Origin of the sequence: Tropicimonas sp. IMCC34043 (assembly GCF_003390845.1) — a bacterium.
Classification (GTDB): Bacteria; Pseudomonadota; Alphaproteobacteria; order Rhodobacterales; family Rhodobacteraceae; genus Tropicimonas.
Genome location: NZ_QMEK01000001.1, coordinates 1532997 through 1551020 on the forward strand (window position 1 = coordinate 1532997; position 18024 = coordinate 1551020).

Here is an 18024-nt window from a genome sequence, read left to right on the forward strand (position 1 = left end):
ACGATCAGGGTCCGAGAAATTCTCCCGCGAACCCGAAAAACCGCTTGCACGCTGCGGCAGCGTTTCATAAGTAACGCCGCACTGATTGCTGCGGTCCGTTCGTCTATCGGTTAGGACGTCAGGTTTTCAACCTGAAAAGAGGGGTTCGACTCCCCTACGGACTGCCACTTTCAGCATATCCCACGTATCAGGACAGGGTGTCGCAGCCACACCCGGCCCGGCAGGAATACCAGGATCGTGGGTCGATGCGCCAATGCCGGATGGCGCGACACTCGTGGTTTGGGTCCGTTCGTCTATCGGTTAGGACGCTAGGTTCTCAACCTGGAAAGAGGGGTTCAACTCCCCTACGGACTACCAACCACACCACCGCTTCAAGTGTTTTCAATGGATTGGCGGCTATAACCAGGCGGTTTTGGCGCGCGCCTGACGGGCAACGCCGTCCAGGGCGCCGTGCCCGGCGCCCACCCTTCGGCTCAGCATTCCGCCCTCCGGCGACAGGCCCTCAGGCTTCGACGCCGGGAGGAAGGGTTTCGCCAGTCCCGGACTCCGCCCGCCCCGTGCGCAACACTCCGAAGTCATTCAGGATCAGCAGCATCGCCGGTGTGACGAACAGCGACAGGATCGTGGCGCTGGTCAGGCCAAAGGCGAGGCTGGCCACGATGGGGCGCAGAAACTGCGCCTGGGTCGACGGCTCGAACAGCAGCGGCCCAAGCCCCACCAGCGTCGTCAGCGAGGTCAGAACGATGGCGCGGAACCGGTCGCGCACCGCTTCGCGCGCGGCATCGGCAAGCTCGGCACCCTCGGCATGACGGTCCTTGATGAACCCGACCAGCAGGATCGAACCGTTGACGACCACACCGGCAAGCGTGGCGAGGCCCACGAGGCTCGGCAGCGAGATCTGCAGGCCAAGCGCCATATGCCCCCAGACAACACCGATCAGCGACAGCGGGATGGCGGCAATGACGACCACCGGCAACAGGAAGCTGCGGAACTGGAAGGCGAGGATGAGATAGACGCCGATCAGCCCGATCGCCATGTTGCGGCCAAGCGAACTGCCCGTGGTCGCGGTATCCTTCGCCTCGCCGACGATGACGACCCGCACGTCGGGGCGTTTGTCGGCCAGCCCGGGCAGGAAATCGCGGCGTAGCGCCGCCATCAGTTCGCGGGAATTGGCGATGGCGGGGTTGATCGAGCCTTGCACCGAAACCGTGCGCTGGCCGTCGATGCGCTGGATCGTGGCATAGTCGCGCGATTGCCGGATCTCGGCGACGGCCGACAGCGGCACCAGCGCCCCGTTCGCCCCCGCGACGCGGATTGCCGCCAGATCGGCCGCCGTGGCGCGGTCGGCGCCGGTCAGCCGCGCCGTGATGTCGAGACTGCCCAGATCGTCGCGCACCTCGAGCCCGGTGTCGCCGCGGAAGGCCGCGCGCAGCGCAGTCGCGATCCCTTGTGCGCTCACGCCGAGCGCGGTCGCCGCCGAAGGGCGGATCGCGATCAGGTATTCCGTCCGGCCGGGCTGCAGGTCATAGGTCACTTCGCGCACACCGGCAAAGCCGCGAAAGAACTTGCGCATCTCCTTTGCCGTGACCGCCAGGTCCGCCAGATCTGGACCCTGCAGGCGAACGTCGATCGGCTTGCCACCGGCGCCGCGCTCCTTATCGGTGATCCGGAAGGCAGCCATGTCGGGCAGCGGTCCGGTCAGCTTCTTCCAGGTATCGAGGACCTCGGTCACCGAGGTTCTGCGCTGCCCCGCAGGCAGCAGCGCCGCACTGACCGTCGCCAGGTGGGGTCCCGTCTCGGGCGTGTCGGCGTTGCTGCCATAGGTGACCGTATAGCCCTGCACCAGCGGCTGGCCGTCAGGCTGGGCGGGCGATAGATCGGCGTTCATCTGGTTGAGCGCCGCCACGACCTTGTCCACCCGCTGCTCGGTGCGGGCCAGCGGCGATCCCTGCACCAGCAGCAGGCGCGCCTCGACCGTGTCGCTTTCGAGCGTCGGGAAGCTTTGATACTTGATGAAGCCGCCGGTGAAGGGCGCAATCGACACCAGCACCAGAAACGCCGCAATCCCGACCGTCAGGTAACGATAGCGCAGCGCAAGACCGGCGAAGGGCACGACCACCCGGTCGCGCAGCCGGTCGAAGCCGCCGTTCACCGCCCGGCCCACCATCCCCGGTGAAAGATCCCGGTCGAGCGCGCGCAGCATGTGATGCGGCAGGATCAGGAACGCCTCGATCAGGCTGACCACCAGCGTGATGACCAGCACGATGGGGATGTATTTCAGCACCGCCCCGATGTTGCCGGCCATGAAGCCGAGCGGACCAACGATCATCACCGTGGTAAGAAACGAGGCGATGACACCGGGGCCGACCTCGGTCGCCCCGTTCACAGCCGCGTCGATGGCGCTCTCCCCGCCCTGACGGCGGCGCACGATGTTTTCCGAAATCACGATGGCATCGTCCATCAGCAGGCCGACCGCCACCAGCAGCGCCACCATGGTCATCATGTTGATCGTCAGGCCGAAAAGCTGCATGGCAAAGACCGTGCCCAGAAACGACACCGGCAACCCCATCGCCACCCAGAACGAGACCCGGACGCCAAAGAACAGCCACATGGTGACGAGCACCAGCGCCAGCCCCTGCAGCCCGTTCACACCGATGATCCGCAGCCGGTCGCGAATGTTCGAGGTCGAATCCTGCGAGATCGCCAGTTCGATATTGCCCGGCGCCTCGGCCTGCGCCACGGCGATCTGGCGCTGTAGCGCCGCCATCACCTGCAGGGCATCCTGGGTCTCGGTCTTGCTGACCGCGACGATGGCCGCCCGCCGCCCGTTGTACCACGCGGCGACGGACGGGTCGGAAAAGGTCGTGGCAATGGTCGCGATATCGCCGAGCAGAACCTCGCTGCCGGTATCGGTTCCGGCAACCGGGATGCGGGCCAGTTCGGCGGGGCTGCGCCGTTCGCCCAGAAAGCGGATCGCGGCATCGCCGCCCGGTCCCTCCATGGTGCCCGCCGGCATGTCGATCGATTCACGTGCAAGCGCTGCGCCGACGTCCCCCAGCGTCAGGCCGAAGCGCAACAGCGCCACGGCGGGCACGTCGATGGCAATCTCGCGGTCGGAAAAGCCGTTGATCGCGACCTTGCTGATCGCCGGATCGGCCCGAAGGCGTTCGGCAAAGGCATCGGCATAGGCCAGCAGGACGGCCGGGTCCTCCGGCCCGGTGATGGCGACCGAGGCAACGCTTGCCACCCGCTCGACCACCTGAACCACCGGATCCTCGGCCTTGTCCGGGAACGTTGTGATCCCGTCGACGGCGGCCGAGACATCGGCGGCAAAACGGGTCATGTCGGCGCCTTCGACCATCTCGGCCGTCACGACCGCCATGCCGTCCCGGGACAGGCAGACGAGTTCGGCAAGGTTGTCGACTTCGCGGATCGGGTCCTCGACCTCGCGACAAATTTCGGCCTCGACCCCGGCGGGCGTGGCCCCCGGATAGGCGATGCGCACCTCGACATCGGTCGGCGGCACGGCGGGAAAGGTGTCGCGCTGCAGGGTCGGCGCGGCGGCCAGCCCCAGAACGATGAAGGCCAGCATCAGGATGTTGGCGGCGGTCGGGTGGGTGGCAAACAGCCGGATCATCGGGCCTTCCCCGCACCGGCGGCGGTCTTGCCACCCGCAGCCGTCTGGGCGATGCGGGCTGCCGTGGCCTTGTCCTCCATGGCCTTGACGCCCATCCCCGGCACCGCGATGGCGGGATCGGTCACGACCAGCCGGTCACCGGCCGCCAGCCCCTCGGCAACCACGGCGATCCCCTCCATCGTGTAGCCGAGCGTCACCTCGCGCGGTTCGAGCGTGCCCTCGGGCGAAACGACAAGCGCGCGGCCATTCACCACCGCCTCCTGCGGGACAACCAGCACCTCGACCGGCGGGGCGCTGAGAATGACCTCGACAAAAGTGTTGCGGCGCAAGGGCGGCCGCAACCCGGCCTGTGCGCGGTCGAGAGGGTTCTCGACCCGAACGACCAGTGTGCTGCTCTGGGTCGCGACATCGACCGCCTCGCCGACGCGAACGACCTTTGCGTCCCATGTTACCGAATGATCGGCCGCGGGCAGCCGGACCCTGGCCTTCAGGTCGGTCACCTGGCCGCTGGCCAGCATCCGCACCAGCGGGCCGACCTGACCGATGGGGAACCGGGCCGCGATCTCGACCGCCTCCGTGCCCTCGGCCGCGATCATCTGCTGACCGTGGCTGACCACCTGCCCCAGTTCGGCCGAGACATCGGTCAGGCGAACATCATAGGGGGCGACGACCGTGGTGAACTCGAGGCTGCGTGCCTCGAGCGCGCGCCGCGCTTCCAGCACCCGGCGTTCGGCGAGGTTAAGCGCAAGCTGGTTTTCCAGATCGACCACCTTGGCCCGGGCCACCAGTTCCTGACGCCGCGACTGTTCCAGCGTCGCCCGCGTGGCGACCCCCTGATCTGCGAGGTCCTGCTGGCGTTGCATCTCGGACCGGCTGAGCTCCAGATCGGCGCGGGTGATTTCAAGGCTCGCCGCCAGTGTCTGGTCCTTGACCGCCAGGGCACCAAGACTCGCGTCGATCTCGGCGAGCGACAGCCGCAGGTCGGTATCGTCGAGCCGCAAAAGCTCGGTCCCGGCCGGGACAATCTCGCCCGGCGAAAGCTGGTCCGATGTCTCGACCACCATACTCTCGATCCGCGCGATCGCCCGCCATTCGCGGGCAGGCTCTGCGGTTCCGTGCCCGATGACCCGCGGCGTCAGCGTGACGGGGGCCAGCGTGATCGTGCGCACCGGCGTCGCGGGCGGCGTGCGTTCGGTCCCCGCAGGCGCCTGTTTCAGATCTGCGGAATAGCCGATTGCCAGCAACCCCAGGGCCACCGGAAGCGAAACCGCCAGGGCGCGCAAAAGAACCTTCCCGGGTCCGGCCATCGTGATCTCCTGATATTTGTCGAATGGAACGCGTCCGCGGCACGTTCATATCACGCTATCAGAATATATCCTATGCGCCCTGACGCACCATCCCCGGTCGGGCCTGCCATTGCGGCGCAGTCTTCGAAGCGGCGATCCGGGTCGCGGGACCTCAGGGAAGGGTCACGACGATGGCCTGATGCCGGGGGGGATCGGGCATGGCCCCCTCTGGCACTTGCGTGGCGGCTCGCAGATCCAGTCGGGTCGCGAGTGTCGCGCCAGAGGCAAGCAGGTCGCTGACAAGCCGGTCGCGGGCGGCAAGGTCGCCCGCGACCGTTGACCCCGCCTCGGCGCCCTCATCGACGCCAACCGCCCCCGCAAAGACCCGCAGGCCCTGCGAAGTGACATAGTCTGAAGCCCAGAACCGCGCCCGATAGGCTTGCCCGAGCGGCATGCCTGCCGGCCCCTGCCCGGTCTGGAAGGCGATGTCGTTTGGCTGGCCGCGCCAGAAATGGGCGACGATCTCGGCCGTTGGATCTTCGCGCCCCTCAAGGGCTGCAAACATCGCATCGAACACCATCCCGGGCGACGGCCTCGCCGCCGCGGTCCAGCCTGCATCGACAAGCGCTCGGGTCACCGTGCCCGTATCTTTCGCAAGCACGATCACGCCAATCGGCTGAAGCTCTGACCCGAGCAGCGATTCCGTGCCCGCCGGAAAATCCTCGGCCACGGCAAGGCCCCCGATATCGCTGAGGGTCCAGTCGGCGGACGCAACCACCGAAAGGTTCAGCGGATGGTCATAGCGCCAGGCGCTGACGACCGCGAGGCACAGCAGCATGGCAGCCGCGCCAAGGCAAAGCGGCCGCAGCCATGCCCGCGCCGGCGCGACCGGCATCGCGGGCGCGTCGCGCGCAGACAGCCATTCGGTGACCGCGATTGCGACCAGCACCCAGAGGCAGCCGACAAGCCACCCGTTCACGACATCGCTCAGATAATGCTCGATCAGATAGATCCGGCTGACGCCGATGGCAAAGGCCGCCAGACCCGCGCCAAGCAGCGCTGTCTCGGCGCGCAGCCGGCCGGCCCGCCAGAGTACAAACATCAGCATGCCATAGAACCCGACCGAGGCCGCCGCATGGCCAGAGGGAAAGCTGTTCGAGGTTTCGAGGAAATAGCCGAGCGGAGACCGTGGCCGCTGAAACACCATCTTGAGCAGGGCGACCGAGAGCGTGCTGCCCAGGACCGAGACCACAAGCCCCAGCGCCAGGGCGCGACGACGCGCGCTCAGCAGCCACAGCACCGCTGCCGCCATCAGAGGCCAGACCACCTGCCAACTGCCCAGGGCCGTGATCCGCGTCGCCAGCCGGATCGGCCCCGGCGACTGGAAATGGTGGATCAGTTCGGCCAGCCGCATGTCGAGCTGCCGCACCGGGTCGTCGAGCAGGAAATCGACGATCGAATCGAGCCACACCGAGGCGATATAGACAAAGACGAGGCCGAGGACCGTCAGCGGCATGCCGGTGAAACTTGCGCGATCGAAGCGGGCCCTGACCCACCCGGCGATGCCGCGATGCGCCCCGATCCAGCCCGCAACCGCCGGCCGGTCGGCGATGGCGTGCGCCGCATCCTCAAGGATCGACCAGGTCAGCGGCATCAGCCGGACCACGCTGAACAACAATCCCCACACCACGACCAGCAGGAATGCGACAACGCCGGTCAAAAGCGCGATGCGGGTGAACGAGCCGCTGATGCGCCCCGCAACGTCGCCAAGGAAATACCCGATCCCTACGTGGACCAGCGCATAGGGGATGCTGCCCGCAAGGTTCCAGATCAGGAACCGGCGCCGCTCCATCCCCGCCGCTCCCGCCACCAGCGGCACAAGCCCGGCGAGCGGGCCAAGAAACCGTCCGAGGACCAGCGCCAGACCGCCGCGCCGCTGGAACAGCGCCTCGGCGCGGGCGAACGCCTTTGAGCGCTCGATGCGGCGCGTGCCGGGCACCCGGTGCATGGCCAGCCGTCCGGTCCAGTAGCCGGCCTCTGACCCCAGCACAGAGCCGAGTGCCACGAACCAGGCGAGATCGAAGAAATCGAGCAGCCCGCGCTGGACCAGAACGCCCCCGGCATCGACGATCAAGGTTCCCGGCACGACAACGCCGGTAAGGAAATAGGCCTCGAGCGCCGAGGCAAGGCCGATCAGCCAATAGCTTCCGACACCGAACGCCTGAAGGGAGGGCAAGATCTGGTCGATGGAATGGGGCATCAGATCACTTCCCGGCCTCCTGCGGGTCCCTGCGGCCCAGTCGTTGCCGGAGCGGCAGCAGGCCCAGAATGGAGACCGCGGCAAAGACGGAGCCTGCCAGGAACGTCGCCTGCGGTCCGAAACCCTGCCATAGCGCGCCCGCAAGCACGCTTGCCAGCAGCAGCATGACGCCGGTGACAAGGTTGAACATGCCAAAGGCCGTGCCGCGCAACTCGGGCGGCACCGCCTCGGCCACCAGCGCCGCGATCAGCCCCTGGGTGAACCCCATGTGCAAACCCCAGAGCAGTATGCCGATCCCGAATCCGGCAAGACCGTGCGTCAGCGCAAGGAACAGATCGGCCGCGATCAGCAGGACAATTCCCGCGATCAGAAGCCCGAAGCGATCCACCCGGTCCGACAGCGCGCCCACCGGATAGGCCGACAACGCATAGACCGCGTTCATCGCGACGAAAACGAGCGGCACGAGCATCAGCGGCACGCCCGTCACCTCGGCGCGCAGGATCAGAAACGCCTCGCTGAACCGCGCCAGCGTGAACAGCGCCGCGACGGCAACCACCCACCAATAGACCGCACCCAGCAGGCCGAGTTCGCGGCGGCTGAGCGGATTGCGCACCTTGCGCAGGCCCGCAGGCCGGGCGGGCTCGTGCACCGCAAACAGGATCAGCGCGAGGGCCAGAAAGGCCGGGATCACCGCGACCCAGAACACGCTCCGGAAATCGTCGGCAAACAGCCACATCAGCGCGATGGCGGCAAGCGGCCCAAGAAAGGCCCCGAAGGTGTCGAGCGACTGGCGCAGGCCAAAGGCCGCCCCGCGAAGCCCCGCTGGCGTGATGTCGGCGATCAGCGCATCGCGCGGGGCGCCGCGAATGCCCTTGCCGACCCGGTCGACAAACCGCGCAGCGACCAGCCAGCCGATGCCGGGGGCCAGCGGAAACACCGGCTTGGTCAGCGCCGCCAGACCATAGCCGAGCGCGGCCAGTTCCTTGCGCCGCCCGATCCGGTCCGAAAGCGCGCCGGAAAAGACCTTGGTGATCGACGCGGTTGCCTCGGCGATCCCCTCAATGACACCGACGGCCAGCACGGTCACGCCGAGCCCGACGGTCAGATAGACCGGCAGCAGCGCGTGGATCATCTCGGACGAGACATCCATCAGCATCGAGACGAACCCGAGCGCCCAGATCCCCGCGGGCAAGCGTGGCCACTGCTGTCGGGTCGCGTGGTTTTCCGTCATCCCGTCTTTCCGCCGCTCGCCGCTCCATCAGCCTTGCCGAGGGCCTTGGTCATTCCCGTTGACGCCGGCGCTCAACCCGGTCGGAGCACGCTACTGCAACGCGTCGCTGCCAGCCATGTCAAGCGCGCTCCCCCACCCGACGTGGATGACGCCGTGAGGATCCGGGCTGCAGCGCCCGTCCAGCGCCCTTCGATGGGTGAGTTCCGGAAAACGTCGGATCGCGGTGCCGGGATGGCTCAGGCGGCGTCCCGCGGATCGTGACCGTTCGGCTTGCCATAAAGGCCGATGTTCGCGTCGCCCCAGTCTTTCAGCGCCCGCAGGATCGGCTCCATGCTGCGGCCGAGATCGGACAGCGAATATTCCACCTTGGGCGGCACCTGGGCATAGACCTTGCGGGTCACAAGCCCGTCGGCCTCCATCTCGCGCAACTGGTTGGTCAGCATCCGGGGGGTGCAGTTTTCCACATTCCGCCGGATTTCGCTGAAACGCAGCGTGCCGGACAGCAATTGCCACAGGATGATCGACTTCCACTTGCCGTCGATCAGGCCGATGGCGGCCTCGACCGAACAGCCGGGCGTACAGTCGAACCGCGAGTGCCGTGGCTTGGCCATTTTACAGTATCCTTTTGATACTATGTGCAGCGTTTGTACGTATTGCACATGTTTGAATGTAGGCCCAGTTTCCGTACAGCGCAACGGACCCTCAGGAGCGACGACCTTGAAAGCCATCGGATACAGAAACGCCGGAGACATCGCGCGCCCGGACGCGCTGGAAGACATCGAGTTGCCGCGCCCCAGCGCCAGCGGCCACGACCTTCTGGTCGAGGTGGCGGCGGTCTCGATCAACCCGGTCGATACCAAGGTGCGCCGCAGCGCCGCGCCCGGGCCGGGGCAGTTCAAGGTGCTGGGCTGGGATGCCGTCGGCCGGGTGGTTGAACTGGGCGAGGCCGCGACAGGCTTTGCCGTGGGTGACTCGGTGTTCTACGCAGGGTCGATTGCCCGGCCCGGCGCGAATGCCGAATTCCATCTGGTCGACAGCCGCATTGTCGGTCACAAGCCCGCCTCGCTTGGCAATGCCGAGGCGGCCGCGCTGCCGCTGACCGCGATCACCGCCTGGGAGACGCTGTTCGACCGGATCGACATCCGCCGCCCGGTTCCGGGGGCCGCGAATGCCATCGTGATCGTGGGCGGCGCCGGCGGAGTCGGCTCGATTGCCATCCAGCTTGCCCGCGCGCTGAGCGATGTGACGGTGATCGCCACCGCCTCGCGCCCCGAGACGCAGGCCTGGGTCCGCGAGCTTGGCGCGCATCATGTCATCGACCACTCAAGGCCACTGGCGCCACAGGTCGACGCGCTGGGGATCGGCGCGCCCGCCTTTGTCTTCTCGACAACGCAGACCGACCGGCACATCGACGAGATCGTTGCCTTGATCGCCCCGCAGGGCCGCTTTGGCCTGATCGACGATCCCGAAGGCCTGAGCATCATGGGCTTCAAGCGCAAGGCCGTGTCGATCCACTGGGAATCGATGTTCACCCGCGCGGTGTTCGGCACGCCCGACATGGCGGAACAGGGCAAGCTGTTGAACGAGGTGGCGAAACTGGTCGACGCGGGCCGCATCCGCACCACGCTGACCGAGACCCTGTCGCCGATCAATGCCGCAACCCTGAAACGGGCCCACGCCCTGATCGAAACCGGCACGGCGCGCGGCAAGATCGTCATCGAAGGCTTCTGAGGCGGCAGGGCACCTGAGCCACCTTGCCCCCTTGCGGGCATCGTGGCGGCCGGCCGGTGCGTGGGTTTTCAGGCGGCCGGACGATCCGCCGGCCGTCGGTTCCCGCGCCCGACGACGCGCGTCACGACATGGCTGCAACCGTCCGGGAGCCGAGGTTCCGCAACCATACCTTCAGCCCGGATCGCCTGCGCCCGCCCCGCGCGCGGCGATCCCCTCCAGCACCGCGCGCGCCGCGCGCAATCCCGGCGGTTCGGCGCCGCGGCCGAGCCGTTCCATGGTCAGCGCCATCGCCTCGCGCTGATTGCCCGGATCCTGCAGCACCTTCAGGAGCGCAGGGGCAATCGCCTCGGCCCGGCACGCCTTGCCGACAAACTCGGGCACCACGCGGGTCTCCGAGACCAGATTGACCAGCGTCACCGTGTCGACCAGCAGCATGCGGGTGACATAGACCCGCGCCAGCCAGGACGCGTCATAGGCGATCACCATCGGGGTATCCGCCGCCGCCAGTTCCAGCGACACGGTGCCCGAGGCCGCAAGCGCCACATTGGCGGCCCGGAAGGCCGCGCGCTTGGCCGCCAGCGCCTGCGCGGCATCGCAATCGCGCGGATCGAGAAGGATCGGCTCTCCGGGCCAGGCGGCGACCACCTCGCGCGCCAGATCGGCGCGTGCCGCCACGGTCGGCACAACGATCCGCGCCTCGGGCCGCACCGCCAGAACCTGCGCCAGCGCCTGGCCAAAGACCGGACCGAGCCGCGAGATCTCGCTGCCGCGCGATCCCGGCAGGGCAAGGATCAGCGGCGCGGCGGGATCGATGCCGTGGGCTGTGCGAAACGCCGCCGCCTCGGCCGCGCTTGCCTGCGGCTCCGACACCACCGGGTGGCCGACGAAATCGCAGCGCATGCCTGCAGCTTCCATATAGGGCGGCTCGAACGGCAGCAGCGCCAGTACCTGGTCGATATCGGGCGCCATCTTGGCGGCCCGTCCCGGACGCCAGGCCCAGACCGTGGGCGCCACATAGTGGACATTGTGCTGCGCCGGATTGCGCTCGCGCACGAGGTGCGCCAGCCGCAGGCTGAACTCTGGCAGATCGATGGTGATCAGCGCGTCGGGCCGCTGTGCCAGCACGTCTTCGGCCGTCTCGAACAGCCGCCGCCGCAGCGCCGGATAGTGGCGCAGGATGTCGACAAGCCCGACGACGGACAACTCCTCCATCGGAAACAGGGACACCAGCCCTTCGGCTTCCATCAGCGGGCCGCCGATGCCGACGATCTCGACCCCCGGGACAAGCTGTTTCAGACCGGCCATCAGTGCCGCCCCAAGCCGGTCGCCCGAAGGCTCGCCTGCCACAAGATAAAGCCGCATCAGCCCGCCTCCCGCACCCAAAGGAACAGCCCGGCCGCGTCAGCAGCCGCGATCACCGCCCGATGGTCCAGAACCATGACGCCCGCCGCCTCGATCACAACGCCAGAGAGCCCCGCCGTGGCCGCGCCTTCGATGGTCTCGGGCCCGATCACCGGCAGATCGACGCGCCGGTCCTGCCCCGCCTTCGGCGCCTTGTAGAGGATCCCGCCCTCGGGCAACCCCGCGCGGTCCCGCGCGAGCGACGCAAGCATCCGGTCGGTTCCGGGCATCGCCTCGATCGCCAGCGCCTGGCGCCGGGCCACCACGCAGGCCTGCCCCACATCCGCCACGCTCAGCGCCGAAACAATGGCCTCGGCGCGCGCGGCATCGGCCTTCGCCGCCTCGTCGGGCTGGGCGATGGTCGGTACGCCCGCCTGGGGCAGCAGTTCGGGCAGGATCTGATGCGCGCCACGCACCGTCATGCCGCGCGATTCGAACAGCTCCAGAACCACGCGCAAGGCGCCGTCGTCACCCTTGCCAAGGGCGGACAAAAACCGCGGCACCAGTGGCGCCGTGGCAAGATCGAGCTTTTTCGGGTCGAACTTCGGCCGCCGGATCGCGCCGGCAAAGCAAACCTCGGTCGCACCGCGTTTCTGCAGTTTCTTCAGAAGGCTGCCCAGGGTTTCGAGCCGGAATGCCAGATCGGCGCCTTCGGGGACCCCGCCCTCGGGCGCATAGGCGCAGACCGCCATGTCCCGGCCCTCGGCGCGCAGCCGCTCGGCCAGTATCTGCGGCAACCGCCCCTCGCCCGCGATCAGCGCCAGCAAGCGCGCTACTCCGGGGTCAGGAAATGCCGGTCGCTCGGGCCGGTGATGAACTCGACAACCTGACGGACAGGCTCGCTCTCGGTCGCCGCGCCGATTGCGCGCGCGCGTTCCTGGAATGTGCCATCGTCGGATTTCAACGCCTTGTAGGCGGCCATCAACGCCGAAATGTCGGCCCGGTCCATGCCGCGCCGTTTCAGCCCGATCAGGTTCAACCCGACCAGACCGCCCGGCACCGCCTGCACCATGCCAAAGGGGATCACGTCCTTCTCGACCTTGCAAAGCCCGCCAATGATGGCGCCCTGGCCGATCCGCACCCATTGATGCACGCCCGAGAGCCCGCCAAGGATGACGTCGTCGCCAATGTGGCAATGACCTGCCATGCCCGAGTTGTTGACCATGACGACCCGGTTGCCGACGTGGCAGTCATGCGCCACGTGAACCCCGGCCATCAACAGGCAGTCGTCACCAACCGTGGTGACCCCGCCGCCACCGGCGGTGCCGGGGTGGATCGTGACATGCTCGCGGATCCGGTTGCGGGCGCCGATCACCAGCCGGGTTTCCTCGCCGCCGAACTTCAGGTCCTGCGGAACCTCGCCGATCACCGAGAACGGAAACAGCACCGTCCCGGCCCCGATCTCGGTCCGGCCCGAGATCACGACATGGGACTTCACCTCGACGCCTTCGGCCAGCACCACCTTGGGGCCGATCACCGAAAACGGCCCGACCGTGACGCCCGGGCCCAACACGGCGCCGTCTTCGACCAGAGCCTGGGGGTGAACATGCGCCGTCGCATCGATTGTCATCGGGGTCAGCCTTCTGTCTTCTCGATGGACGCAGCGTCCCGGGGCGTCGCGTCCTCGGTCTCGGGCTCTTTCGGCATCTGCATCATTGCCGAGAATTCGGCTTCGGCCGCAAGCTCGCCGCGGACCATTGCCCGGCCTTCAAACTTGCCGATCCGGGCGCCGGCCCGTTTCACCGTGATGTAGAGTTCGAGCACGTCGCCCGGCACCACCGGACGGCGGAACTTTGCCTTGTCGACGGTGGCAAAATAGATCATCAGCTCGCGCTCGATCCCGCGCGACGCGCCAATGAGCACCGCCCCCGTCTGCGCCATGGCCTCGATCACCAGAACCCCCGGCATCACCGGATGGCTCGGGAAATGGCCCTGGAAATGCGGCTCGTTGAAGGTGACGTTCTTGATACCCACCGCGCTCTTGTCCGGAACGATGTCGATCACCCGGTCGATCATAAGGAACGGATAGCGGTGCGGCAGGATTTTCAGGATCGTGGCATAGTCCGCTTCCAGCAGCGGGCCCGGTGTCTCGGTCATGGATCTCAGCGCCTCATCTTTCTCCGACGGGTCACGGCCGCGCCCGCCACGCGCCGCTCCTACACGCCAAGTGACGGTTCGGCAAGCGATGGGCCCTGCCCCCGACGTCGGTCGCGGTCGCGCCGGGGCCAATGCAGCAGCGCGGCGCCGGACCGGATTGCGCCCGCGCCGCGCAAGATCCGACCGCGTCCAAGCGTTGCCGGACCGAACCCGGAGGGCCCGCCCGAAGGGCGGCGTGCACCTGCGGGTGCCGCCGGCCTGCATTCGGGCCAGATCCTGTTCGGTCCGGATTGCCTTTGGCGGCGTTGGCTAACACGGCTTCCTCGCGTCTGCGTCACGGGCGAAATGTCACGGCCGGGCGACCCCGGGGTCCGGCACCGCCAGCGGCGTATTCCCCGAACCGGGCTGCGTCCCGGCATTTCCGGCCGCACCCGCGCCAATCCCTGACCCGTCCGGTGCCGGCGCGTCCGCCGGTCCGGTATCTTCGGCCTCGGCGGGTCCGAACTGCGCGCCGTCGCCCAGGCGCTCGTCGATCTGCGCAATCGCCCGGTCGGTGATATCGATCTGATCGGACGCAAGGATCACCGCACGCTCGTCAAGAATGGCAAGCCCGCCGACCTCGGCCACGATGTCGCGCAGGATCGGCAGGATCCGCACCGAAAAGGCGTGCCGCTCCTGGTCGCGCTGGCGCTGCAAGGCGACGATCTTGTCGTCCTGCTCCTTGCGCAGCCGTACGACCTTTTCGTCGAAGGCATCGGCCAGCGGACGAAACTGTTGAAGCGTCATCTGCTTGCGCTGTTCGGTCAGGTCCTTTTCCTCGGCCGCAAGCTCGGCGCTGACGTCGCGGTTGCGCTGCGCCAGCTCCTCCGAAACCCGTTCGACCTCTGACACCAGCCGCTTGCCATAAAGCGTTTCGGAAAACAGCCGTTCCTGGTCGAGCGTCAGGATCTGCGGCGGTACGGCGACGGTCGCCTGCTGCGCGCTTGCCGGACCGCCCGACGGAACGCTTGCCGCGAAGGCCAGCGCCATCCCGATCAGACCCGCCCGAACGGCCCCCCGGACAAGCATCAGAACCGCGTCGAAACGGTGAATTCGAAGTTCTGCTCCTGGTCGTAATCCTCTTTCAGGATCGGACGCGAGAAGTTGAACCGCAATGGCCCGACCGCTGTATCCCAGAAGATCGAAATACCGGCAGCCGAGCGCAGATGGAATGCGTCGTCGACCGGATCCTGCCCGTCCGGGCCGCCGTTGATGTTGTTCAGGTCCCAGACCGAACCGATGTCCCAGAACAGGCCGCCGAGGATGCCATATTCCTCGGGCAGGCCGAGCGGGAAGTCGGTCTCGAACCGGGCGACGGCATAGTAGTTGCCGTTCAGCACATCTTCGTTCTCGACGTTCAGGTCGCGCGGGCCGACGCCGTTCGACTTGAAGCCGCGGATCTTGTTCGACAGCGAGAAACGGTCGACGATCAGGCTGTCGCCGCCGAAGTAGTTCAGCGCCCCGCCCTCCAGTTCCGCCCGCAGGTTCACCTGTTCGTTCCAGATTGCTTTCTTGGCACGCAGCGACGCTTCGGTCTCAACCCAGGTTGCGCTGTCGCTGCGATATCCGAAGTCCTGGCTGAACGACGCCTGAAAGCCGGACGTCGGATCAAGCGAGGAGCGCAGAGTGTTGTAGGACAACGTGTAGCCGGCCAGCACCGATGTCAGCCCGCCCATCTCCTGTTCGACCCGCAGGATATCCGAGGATCGATCGTCGACACCGTGTACCTTGCCGTATTGTACGCCGACACGCAGGCCGAACCGGCTCTGCTCGGTGATCGGGAACGAAAAGCTCGGTTGGAACAGCCCGCGGTCGGTGCTGTAGTCCGAGTTGTCGTCCTCGGTCGTGCGGTAGAACGCGTTGAGGCCAAAGTTGACATCGCGGCCCAGGAACGCCGGTTCGTTGAAGCTGAACGCCAGGTTCTGGCTCGACGAAGTGGCGGCAATCGTCGCAGACAGTCCCTGGCCGCGGCCAAGGAAGTTGCGTTCACTGAAGGTGATGCTGACGCCAAGACCGTCATTGGTCGAATAGGTACCGCCAAAGCCCAGCGATCCGGTCGGCTGTTCCTCGACGTTGACGTCGATGATGACCTCATCCGATGACGTTCCCTCGCGGGTCTGCACGTCGGCATCCTTGAAGAATCCCAGCGCCCGGATCCGGTCGGCACCCTCGCGCACCATCCGCGGGTTGAACGGGTCGCCCTCGACCAGATCGAACTGGCGCCGGATGACCTGATCGAGCGTGGTCACGTTGCCCTCGATGTCGATCCGTTCGACAAAGACCCGCGGCCCCTTGCTGATCACATAGGTCACGTTCACGGTCAGGCCGCGGTCGTTGCGAGTGATCCTCGGTTCGATCTGGATGAACTGCAGCCCCTCCTGCACCGCCAGCCGCTCCATGCGTGCGACGTCGGTGTCGATCGGAACCGGGGAATAGATCGCGCCCTTGCGCAGCTTTGCTGCCCTCAGGAACTTCTGGGCATCGACCTCGGGCAGATCCGAGGCAACCGAAACCTCGCCGATCCTGAACCGCTGTCCCTCGCGCAGGTTGAAGGTCAGGATGAAACCGCGACGGTTGCGGTCAAGCTCGGAACTGACGCTGAGCACCTGGAAATCGATGAAGCCGCGCGAATTGTAGAAATCGGTCAGCAGTTGCCGGTCATAGGCGATGCGATCCTCGATCAGCGTATCGTTGGAAAACACCCGATGCAGCAGGCCGGCCTGCTTGGTCGCCAGCACCCGACGCAGCCGGCCGTCCGAATAGGAGCGGTTGCCCACAAAGGACAGCCGCTCGATCTCGCTGACCTGGCCTTCCGAGATTTCGAACACCAGATCGACGCGGTTTTCAGACCGGCGAATGATCTTGGGCTGGACCACGGCCGCGATCCGGCCGGACTGGCGGTACGCATCGGCGATGATCTGGGAATCCGCCTCGGCCATCGACGGCGAATAGACCCGGCGCGACTGGGACTGGATCAGCCCCTGCAGCATCTCGTCCTTCAGCCGCTTGTTGCCCTCGAACGAGATCACGTTGATCGTGGGAAATTCCTGGACGTTGATCTTGAGTGTGTTGCCCGACGGCACCAGTTCGACGGTTTCGAACAGGCCGGTCCCGGCCACCCGCTGATAGGCATCGTTGAGCTCGGACGCCGTCACCGGCTGGCCTTTGCCGATTCCCGCATAGGTCAGGATCGTGGCGCCATCCACCCGGATGTTGCCGTTGATGTCGACATTGCTGAAAGTATAGGTTTGCGCGAATGCCCGATCCGGGAAAAATCCGGCCGGAACAGCTATCAAGCAGATCGCAAGCAGCATGGCGTGAAGCCTTGCGGCAACGCCTCCCCCGAATAAACTCCGCACTTGCGCGCCTGCCCTGCGTCCATGACCCATGCTCACGCCCCCCAAGGCGCCGTCTGTTTATATTCTTTGTGCCCTTAGCTAGCGATCATCGCAAATGTTGTCAAAACTCCAAAGCAGCGCGGGTAAAAACCAATGCCGAAGCCGCGGAGTGTTGCGCTCAGGGCGCGCGCGGCGGGCCACCTGCCTGATCCTTGACCGATCCATGCCCGATGGGCCCGGCCAAGGTGCCCGGGGACTGCAACACCACCTCGTCTATCAGCAATTTCTGGAGGTGGCAGGCGCGCGGATCGACCGCCGGTGGCGCGGCGGGACCGCGCCCCGCCTCACGCTGCCGCGCGCTCGTGCTGGATCTTGATCCGCGCCAGCATCCACAGGCTGAGCACCAGAACGATGATCTCGCCCGTCAGCGCCAGAACCACCGTCATCAGGCTCAGGATATCCACCGCCGAGATCCACGAGGCCGTGGCCTCGGCCGTCTGAATCACCGGTACGCCGGCCTGGGGCGCCTCCAGAAACCGGATCAGCAGATAGGTCATCTCGCTCAGCAGGACGACGACCGAAAGAACGATCCCCGTCGAGGTCAGGAACAACCCCATCCAGATGACCTTGATCAGCTTGGTCAATGTCGTCGCGCTGCCGCCAAGAAGCTTCTGCCCGAGCTTGCTGTAGTACCAGCACCAATAGGTCGTCGCCAGCAGCAGCAAAAAGCTGATCAGCGAAAGCAGGCCGAGGAACCCGGCCGAGTTGACCGGCGACTGAACCCCATAGGCCAGCGTGAACGCGATCGTAATGACAATGACCGGAACCACGGAGATCACGATCTGGGTCCAGAATCCGATTGAGCCGAAGCGTCTCAGCATTCGGCCGGTCTGGAGGGGAACGCTGGTCTTGCCGGGCTTTGCGTCGGGTGCGTTTTCCACAGAACCATCTTTCTGAAGACTGTTTTGCCCCTCTATAGGTAGCGCAAACCCATTCCGCCCCAC

13 protein-coding genes and 2 tRNA genes are annotated in these 18024 nt (G+C 66.5%); 3 read left to right on the forward strand and 12 right to left on the reverse strand.

Annotated elements, in window-relative coordinates; all coding sequences use genetic code 11:
• The first annotated feature begins 92 nt into the window (after positions 1-92).
• Both DQG17_RS07170 and DQG17_RS07175 read left to right on the forward strand, forming a co-directional pair.
• Positions 93-167, forward strand: a tRNA-Glu gene (locus DQG17_RS07170).
• A 115-nt stretch (positions 168-282) separates the two neighbouring features.
• A tRNA-Glu gene (locus DQG17_RS07175) sits at positions 283-357 on the forward strand.
• Between the two features lie 145 nt (positions 358-502).
• Here the strand turns inward: DQG17_RS07175 and DQG17_RS07180 are convergent.
• From DQG17_RS07180 to DQG17_RS07200, 5 genes are all read right to left on the reverse strand, one after another.
• Positions 503-3637 carry an efflux RND transporter permease subunit gene (locus tag DQG17_RS07180; protein ID WP_116132023.1) on the reverse strand — a complete coding sequence of 1045 codons (3135 nt, stop codon included), beginning with the start codon at positions 3635-3637 and terminating at the stop codon, positions 503-505.
• The gene (locus tag DQG17_RS07185; RefSeq protein ID WP_116132024.1) at positions 3634-4944 is read right to left on the reverse strand and encodes an efflux RND transporter periplasmic adaptor subunit; all 1311 of its coding nucleotides are present in this window, start codon (positions 4942-4944) and stop codon (positions 3634-3636) included. The genes DQG17_RS07180 and DQG17_RS07185 overlap by 4 nt, the downstream gene beginning before the upstream one ends.
• Before the next feature lie 151 nt (positions 4945-5095).
• The gene (locus DQG17_RS07190; RefSeq protein ID WP_116132025.1) at positions 5096-7183 is read right to left on the reverse strand and encodes a bifunctional DedA family/phosphatase PAP2 family protein; all 2088 of its coding nucleotides are present in this window, start codon (positions 7181-7183) and stop codon (positions 5096-5098) included.
• Positions 7184-7187: 4 nt separating this feature from the next.
• Entirely contained in the window at positions 7188-8414 is a 1227-nt protein-coding gene (locus tag DQG17_RS07195) for an MFS transporter (protein WP_116132026.1), read from the reverse strand.
• Between the two features lie 236 nt (positions 8415-8650).
• The gene (locus tag DQG17_RS07200; RefSeq protein ID WP_116132027.1) at positions 8651-9025 is read right to left on the reverse strand and encodes a helix-turn-helix domain-containing protein; all 375 of its coding nucleotides are present in this window, start codon (positions 9023-9025) and stop codon (positions 8651-8653) included.
• Between the two features lie 106 nt (positions 9026-9131).
• Between DQG17_RS07200 and DQG17_RS07205 the strand changes: the two genes are divergently transcribed.
• Positions 9132-10145 carry a zinc-binding alcohol dehydrogenase family protein gene (locus tag DQG17_RS07205; protein ID WP_116132028.1) on the forward strand — a complete coding sequence of 338 codons (1014 nt, stop codon included), beginning with the start codon at positions 9132-9134 and terminating at the stop codon, positions 10143-10145.
• A gap of 171 nt (positions 10146-10316) precedes the next feature.
• Here the strand turns inward: DQG17_RS07205 and lpxB are convergent, their stop codons facing one another.
• The 7 genes from lpxB to DQG17_RS07240 all read right to left on the reverse strand — a co-directional run bounded on the left by lpxB (position 10317) and on the right by DQG17_RS07240 (position 17901).
• Entirely contained in the window at positions 10317-11507 is a 1191-nt protein-coding gene (gene lpxB / locus DQG17_RS07210; RefSeq protein ID WP_116132029.1) for a lipid-A-disaccharide synthase, read from the reverse strand.
• Positions 11507-12313, reverse strand: coding sequence for an LpxI family protein (locus DQG17_RS07215; protein ID WP_116132030.1), 807 nt, complete (start codon positions 12311-12313; stop codon positions 11507-11509). Before DQG17_RS07215 ends, lpxB begins: the two co-directional genes overlap by 1 nt.
• 5 nt (positions 12314-12318) lie before the next feature.
• Positions 12319-13116 (reverse strand): acyl-ACP--UDP-N-acetylglucosamine O-acyltransferase, encoded by a 798-nt coding sequence (gene lpxA / locus DQG17_RS07220; RefSeq protein WP_116132031.1) that lies wholly within the window; start codon positions 13114-13116, stop codon positions 12319-12321.
• 5 nt (positions 13117-13121) lie between these two features.
• Positions 13122-13643, reverse strand: a complete 522-nt coding sequence (gene fabZ / locus DQG17_RS07225; protein ID WP_116132032.1) for a 3-hydroxyacyl-ACP dehydratase FabZ — start codon at positions 13641-13643, stop codon at positions 13122-13124.
• A gap of 348 nt (positions 13644-13991) precedes the next feature.
• Positions 13992-14711 (reverse strand): OmpH family outer membrane protein, encoded by a 720-nt coding sequence (locus DQG17_RS07230; RefSeq protein WP_116132033.1) that lies wholly within the window; start codon positions 14709-14711, stop codon positions 13992-13994.
• Positions 14711-16996: an outer membrane protein assembly factor BamA gene (gene bamA, locus DQG17_RS07235; protein ID WP_116132034.1), complete on the reverse strand. Its 2286-nt coding sequence runs from the start codon at positions 16994-16996 to the stop codon at positions 14711-14713. The genes DQG17_RS07230 and bamA overlap by 1 nt, the downstream gene beginning before the upstream one ends.
• Before the next feature lie 368 nt (positions 16997-17364).
• Complete coding sequence (locus DQG17_RS07240; protein WP_157973548.1) at positions 17365-17901, reverse strand: DUF3611 family protein; 537 nt, start codon at positions 17899-17901, stop codon at positions 17365-17367.
• Positions 17902-18024: the final 123 nt, after the last annotated feature.

What these genes read in the sequence shown, in the direction of transcription:
- DQG17_RS07180 (WP_116132023.1), bottom strand. Translation starts at nt 3,637, where the DNA reads ATGATCCGGCTGTTTGCCACCCACCCGACCGCCGCCAACATCCTGATG.
- DQG17_RS07185 (WP_116132024.1), bottom strand. Translation starts at nt 4,944, where the DNA reads ATGGCCGGACCCGGGAAGGTTCTTTTGCGCGCCCTGGCGGTTTCGCTT.
- DQG17_RS07190 (WP_116132025.1), bottom strand. Translation starts at nt 7,183, where the DNA reads ATGCCCCATTCCATCGACCAGATCTTGCCCTCCCTTCAGGCGTTCGGT.
- DQG17_RS07195 (WP_116132026.1), bottom strand. Translation starts at nt 8,414, where the DNA reads ATGACGGAAAACCACGCGACCCGACAGCAGTGGCCACGCTTGCCCGCG.
- DQG17_RS07200 (WP_116132027.1), bottom strand. Translation starts at nt 9,025, where the DNA reads ATGGCCAAGCCACGGCACTCGCGGTTCGACTGTACGCCCGGCTGTTCG.
- lpxB (WP_116132029.1), bottom strand. Translation starts at nt 11,507, where the DNA reads ATGCGGCTTTATCTTGTGGCAGGCGAGCCTTCGGGCGACCGGCTTGGG.
- lpxA (WP_116132031.1), bottom strand. Translation starts at nt 13,116, where the DNA reads ATGACAATCGATGCGACGGCGCATGTTCACCCCCAGGCTCTGGTCGAA.
- fabZ (WP_116132032.1), bottom strand. Translation starts at nt 13,643, where the DNA reads ATGACCGAGACACCGGGCCCGCTGCTGGAAGCGGACTATGCCACGATC.
- DQG17_RS07230 (WP_116132033.1), bottom strand. Translation starts at nt 14,711, where the DNA reads ATGCTTGTCCGGGGGGCCGTTCGGGCGGGTCTGATCGGGATGGCGCTG.
- bamA (WP_116132034.1), bottom strand. Translation starts at nt 16,996, where the DNA reads ATGCTGCTTGCGATCTGCTTGATAGCTGTTCCGGCCGGATTTTTCCCG.
- DQG17_RS07240 (WP_157973548.1), bottom strand. Translation starts at nt 17,901, where the DNA reads ATGCTGAGACGCTTCGGCTCAATCGGATTCTGGACCCAGATCGTGATC.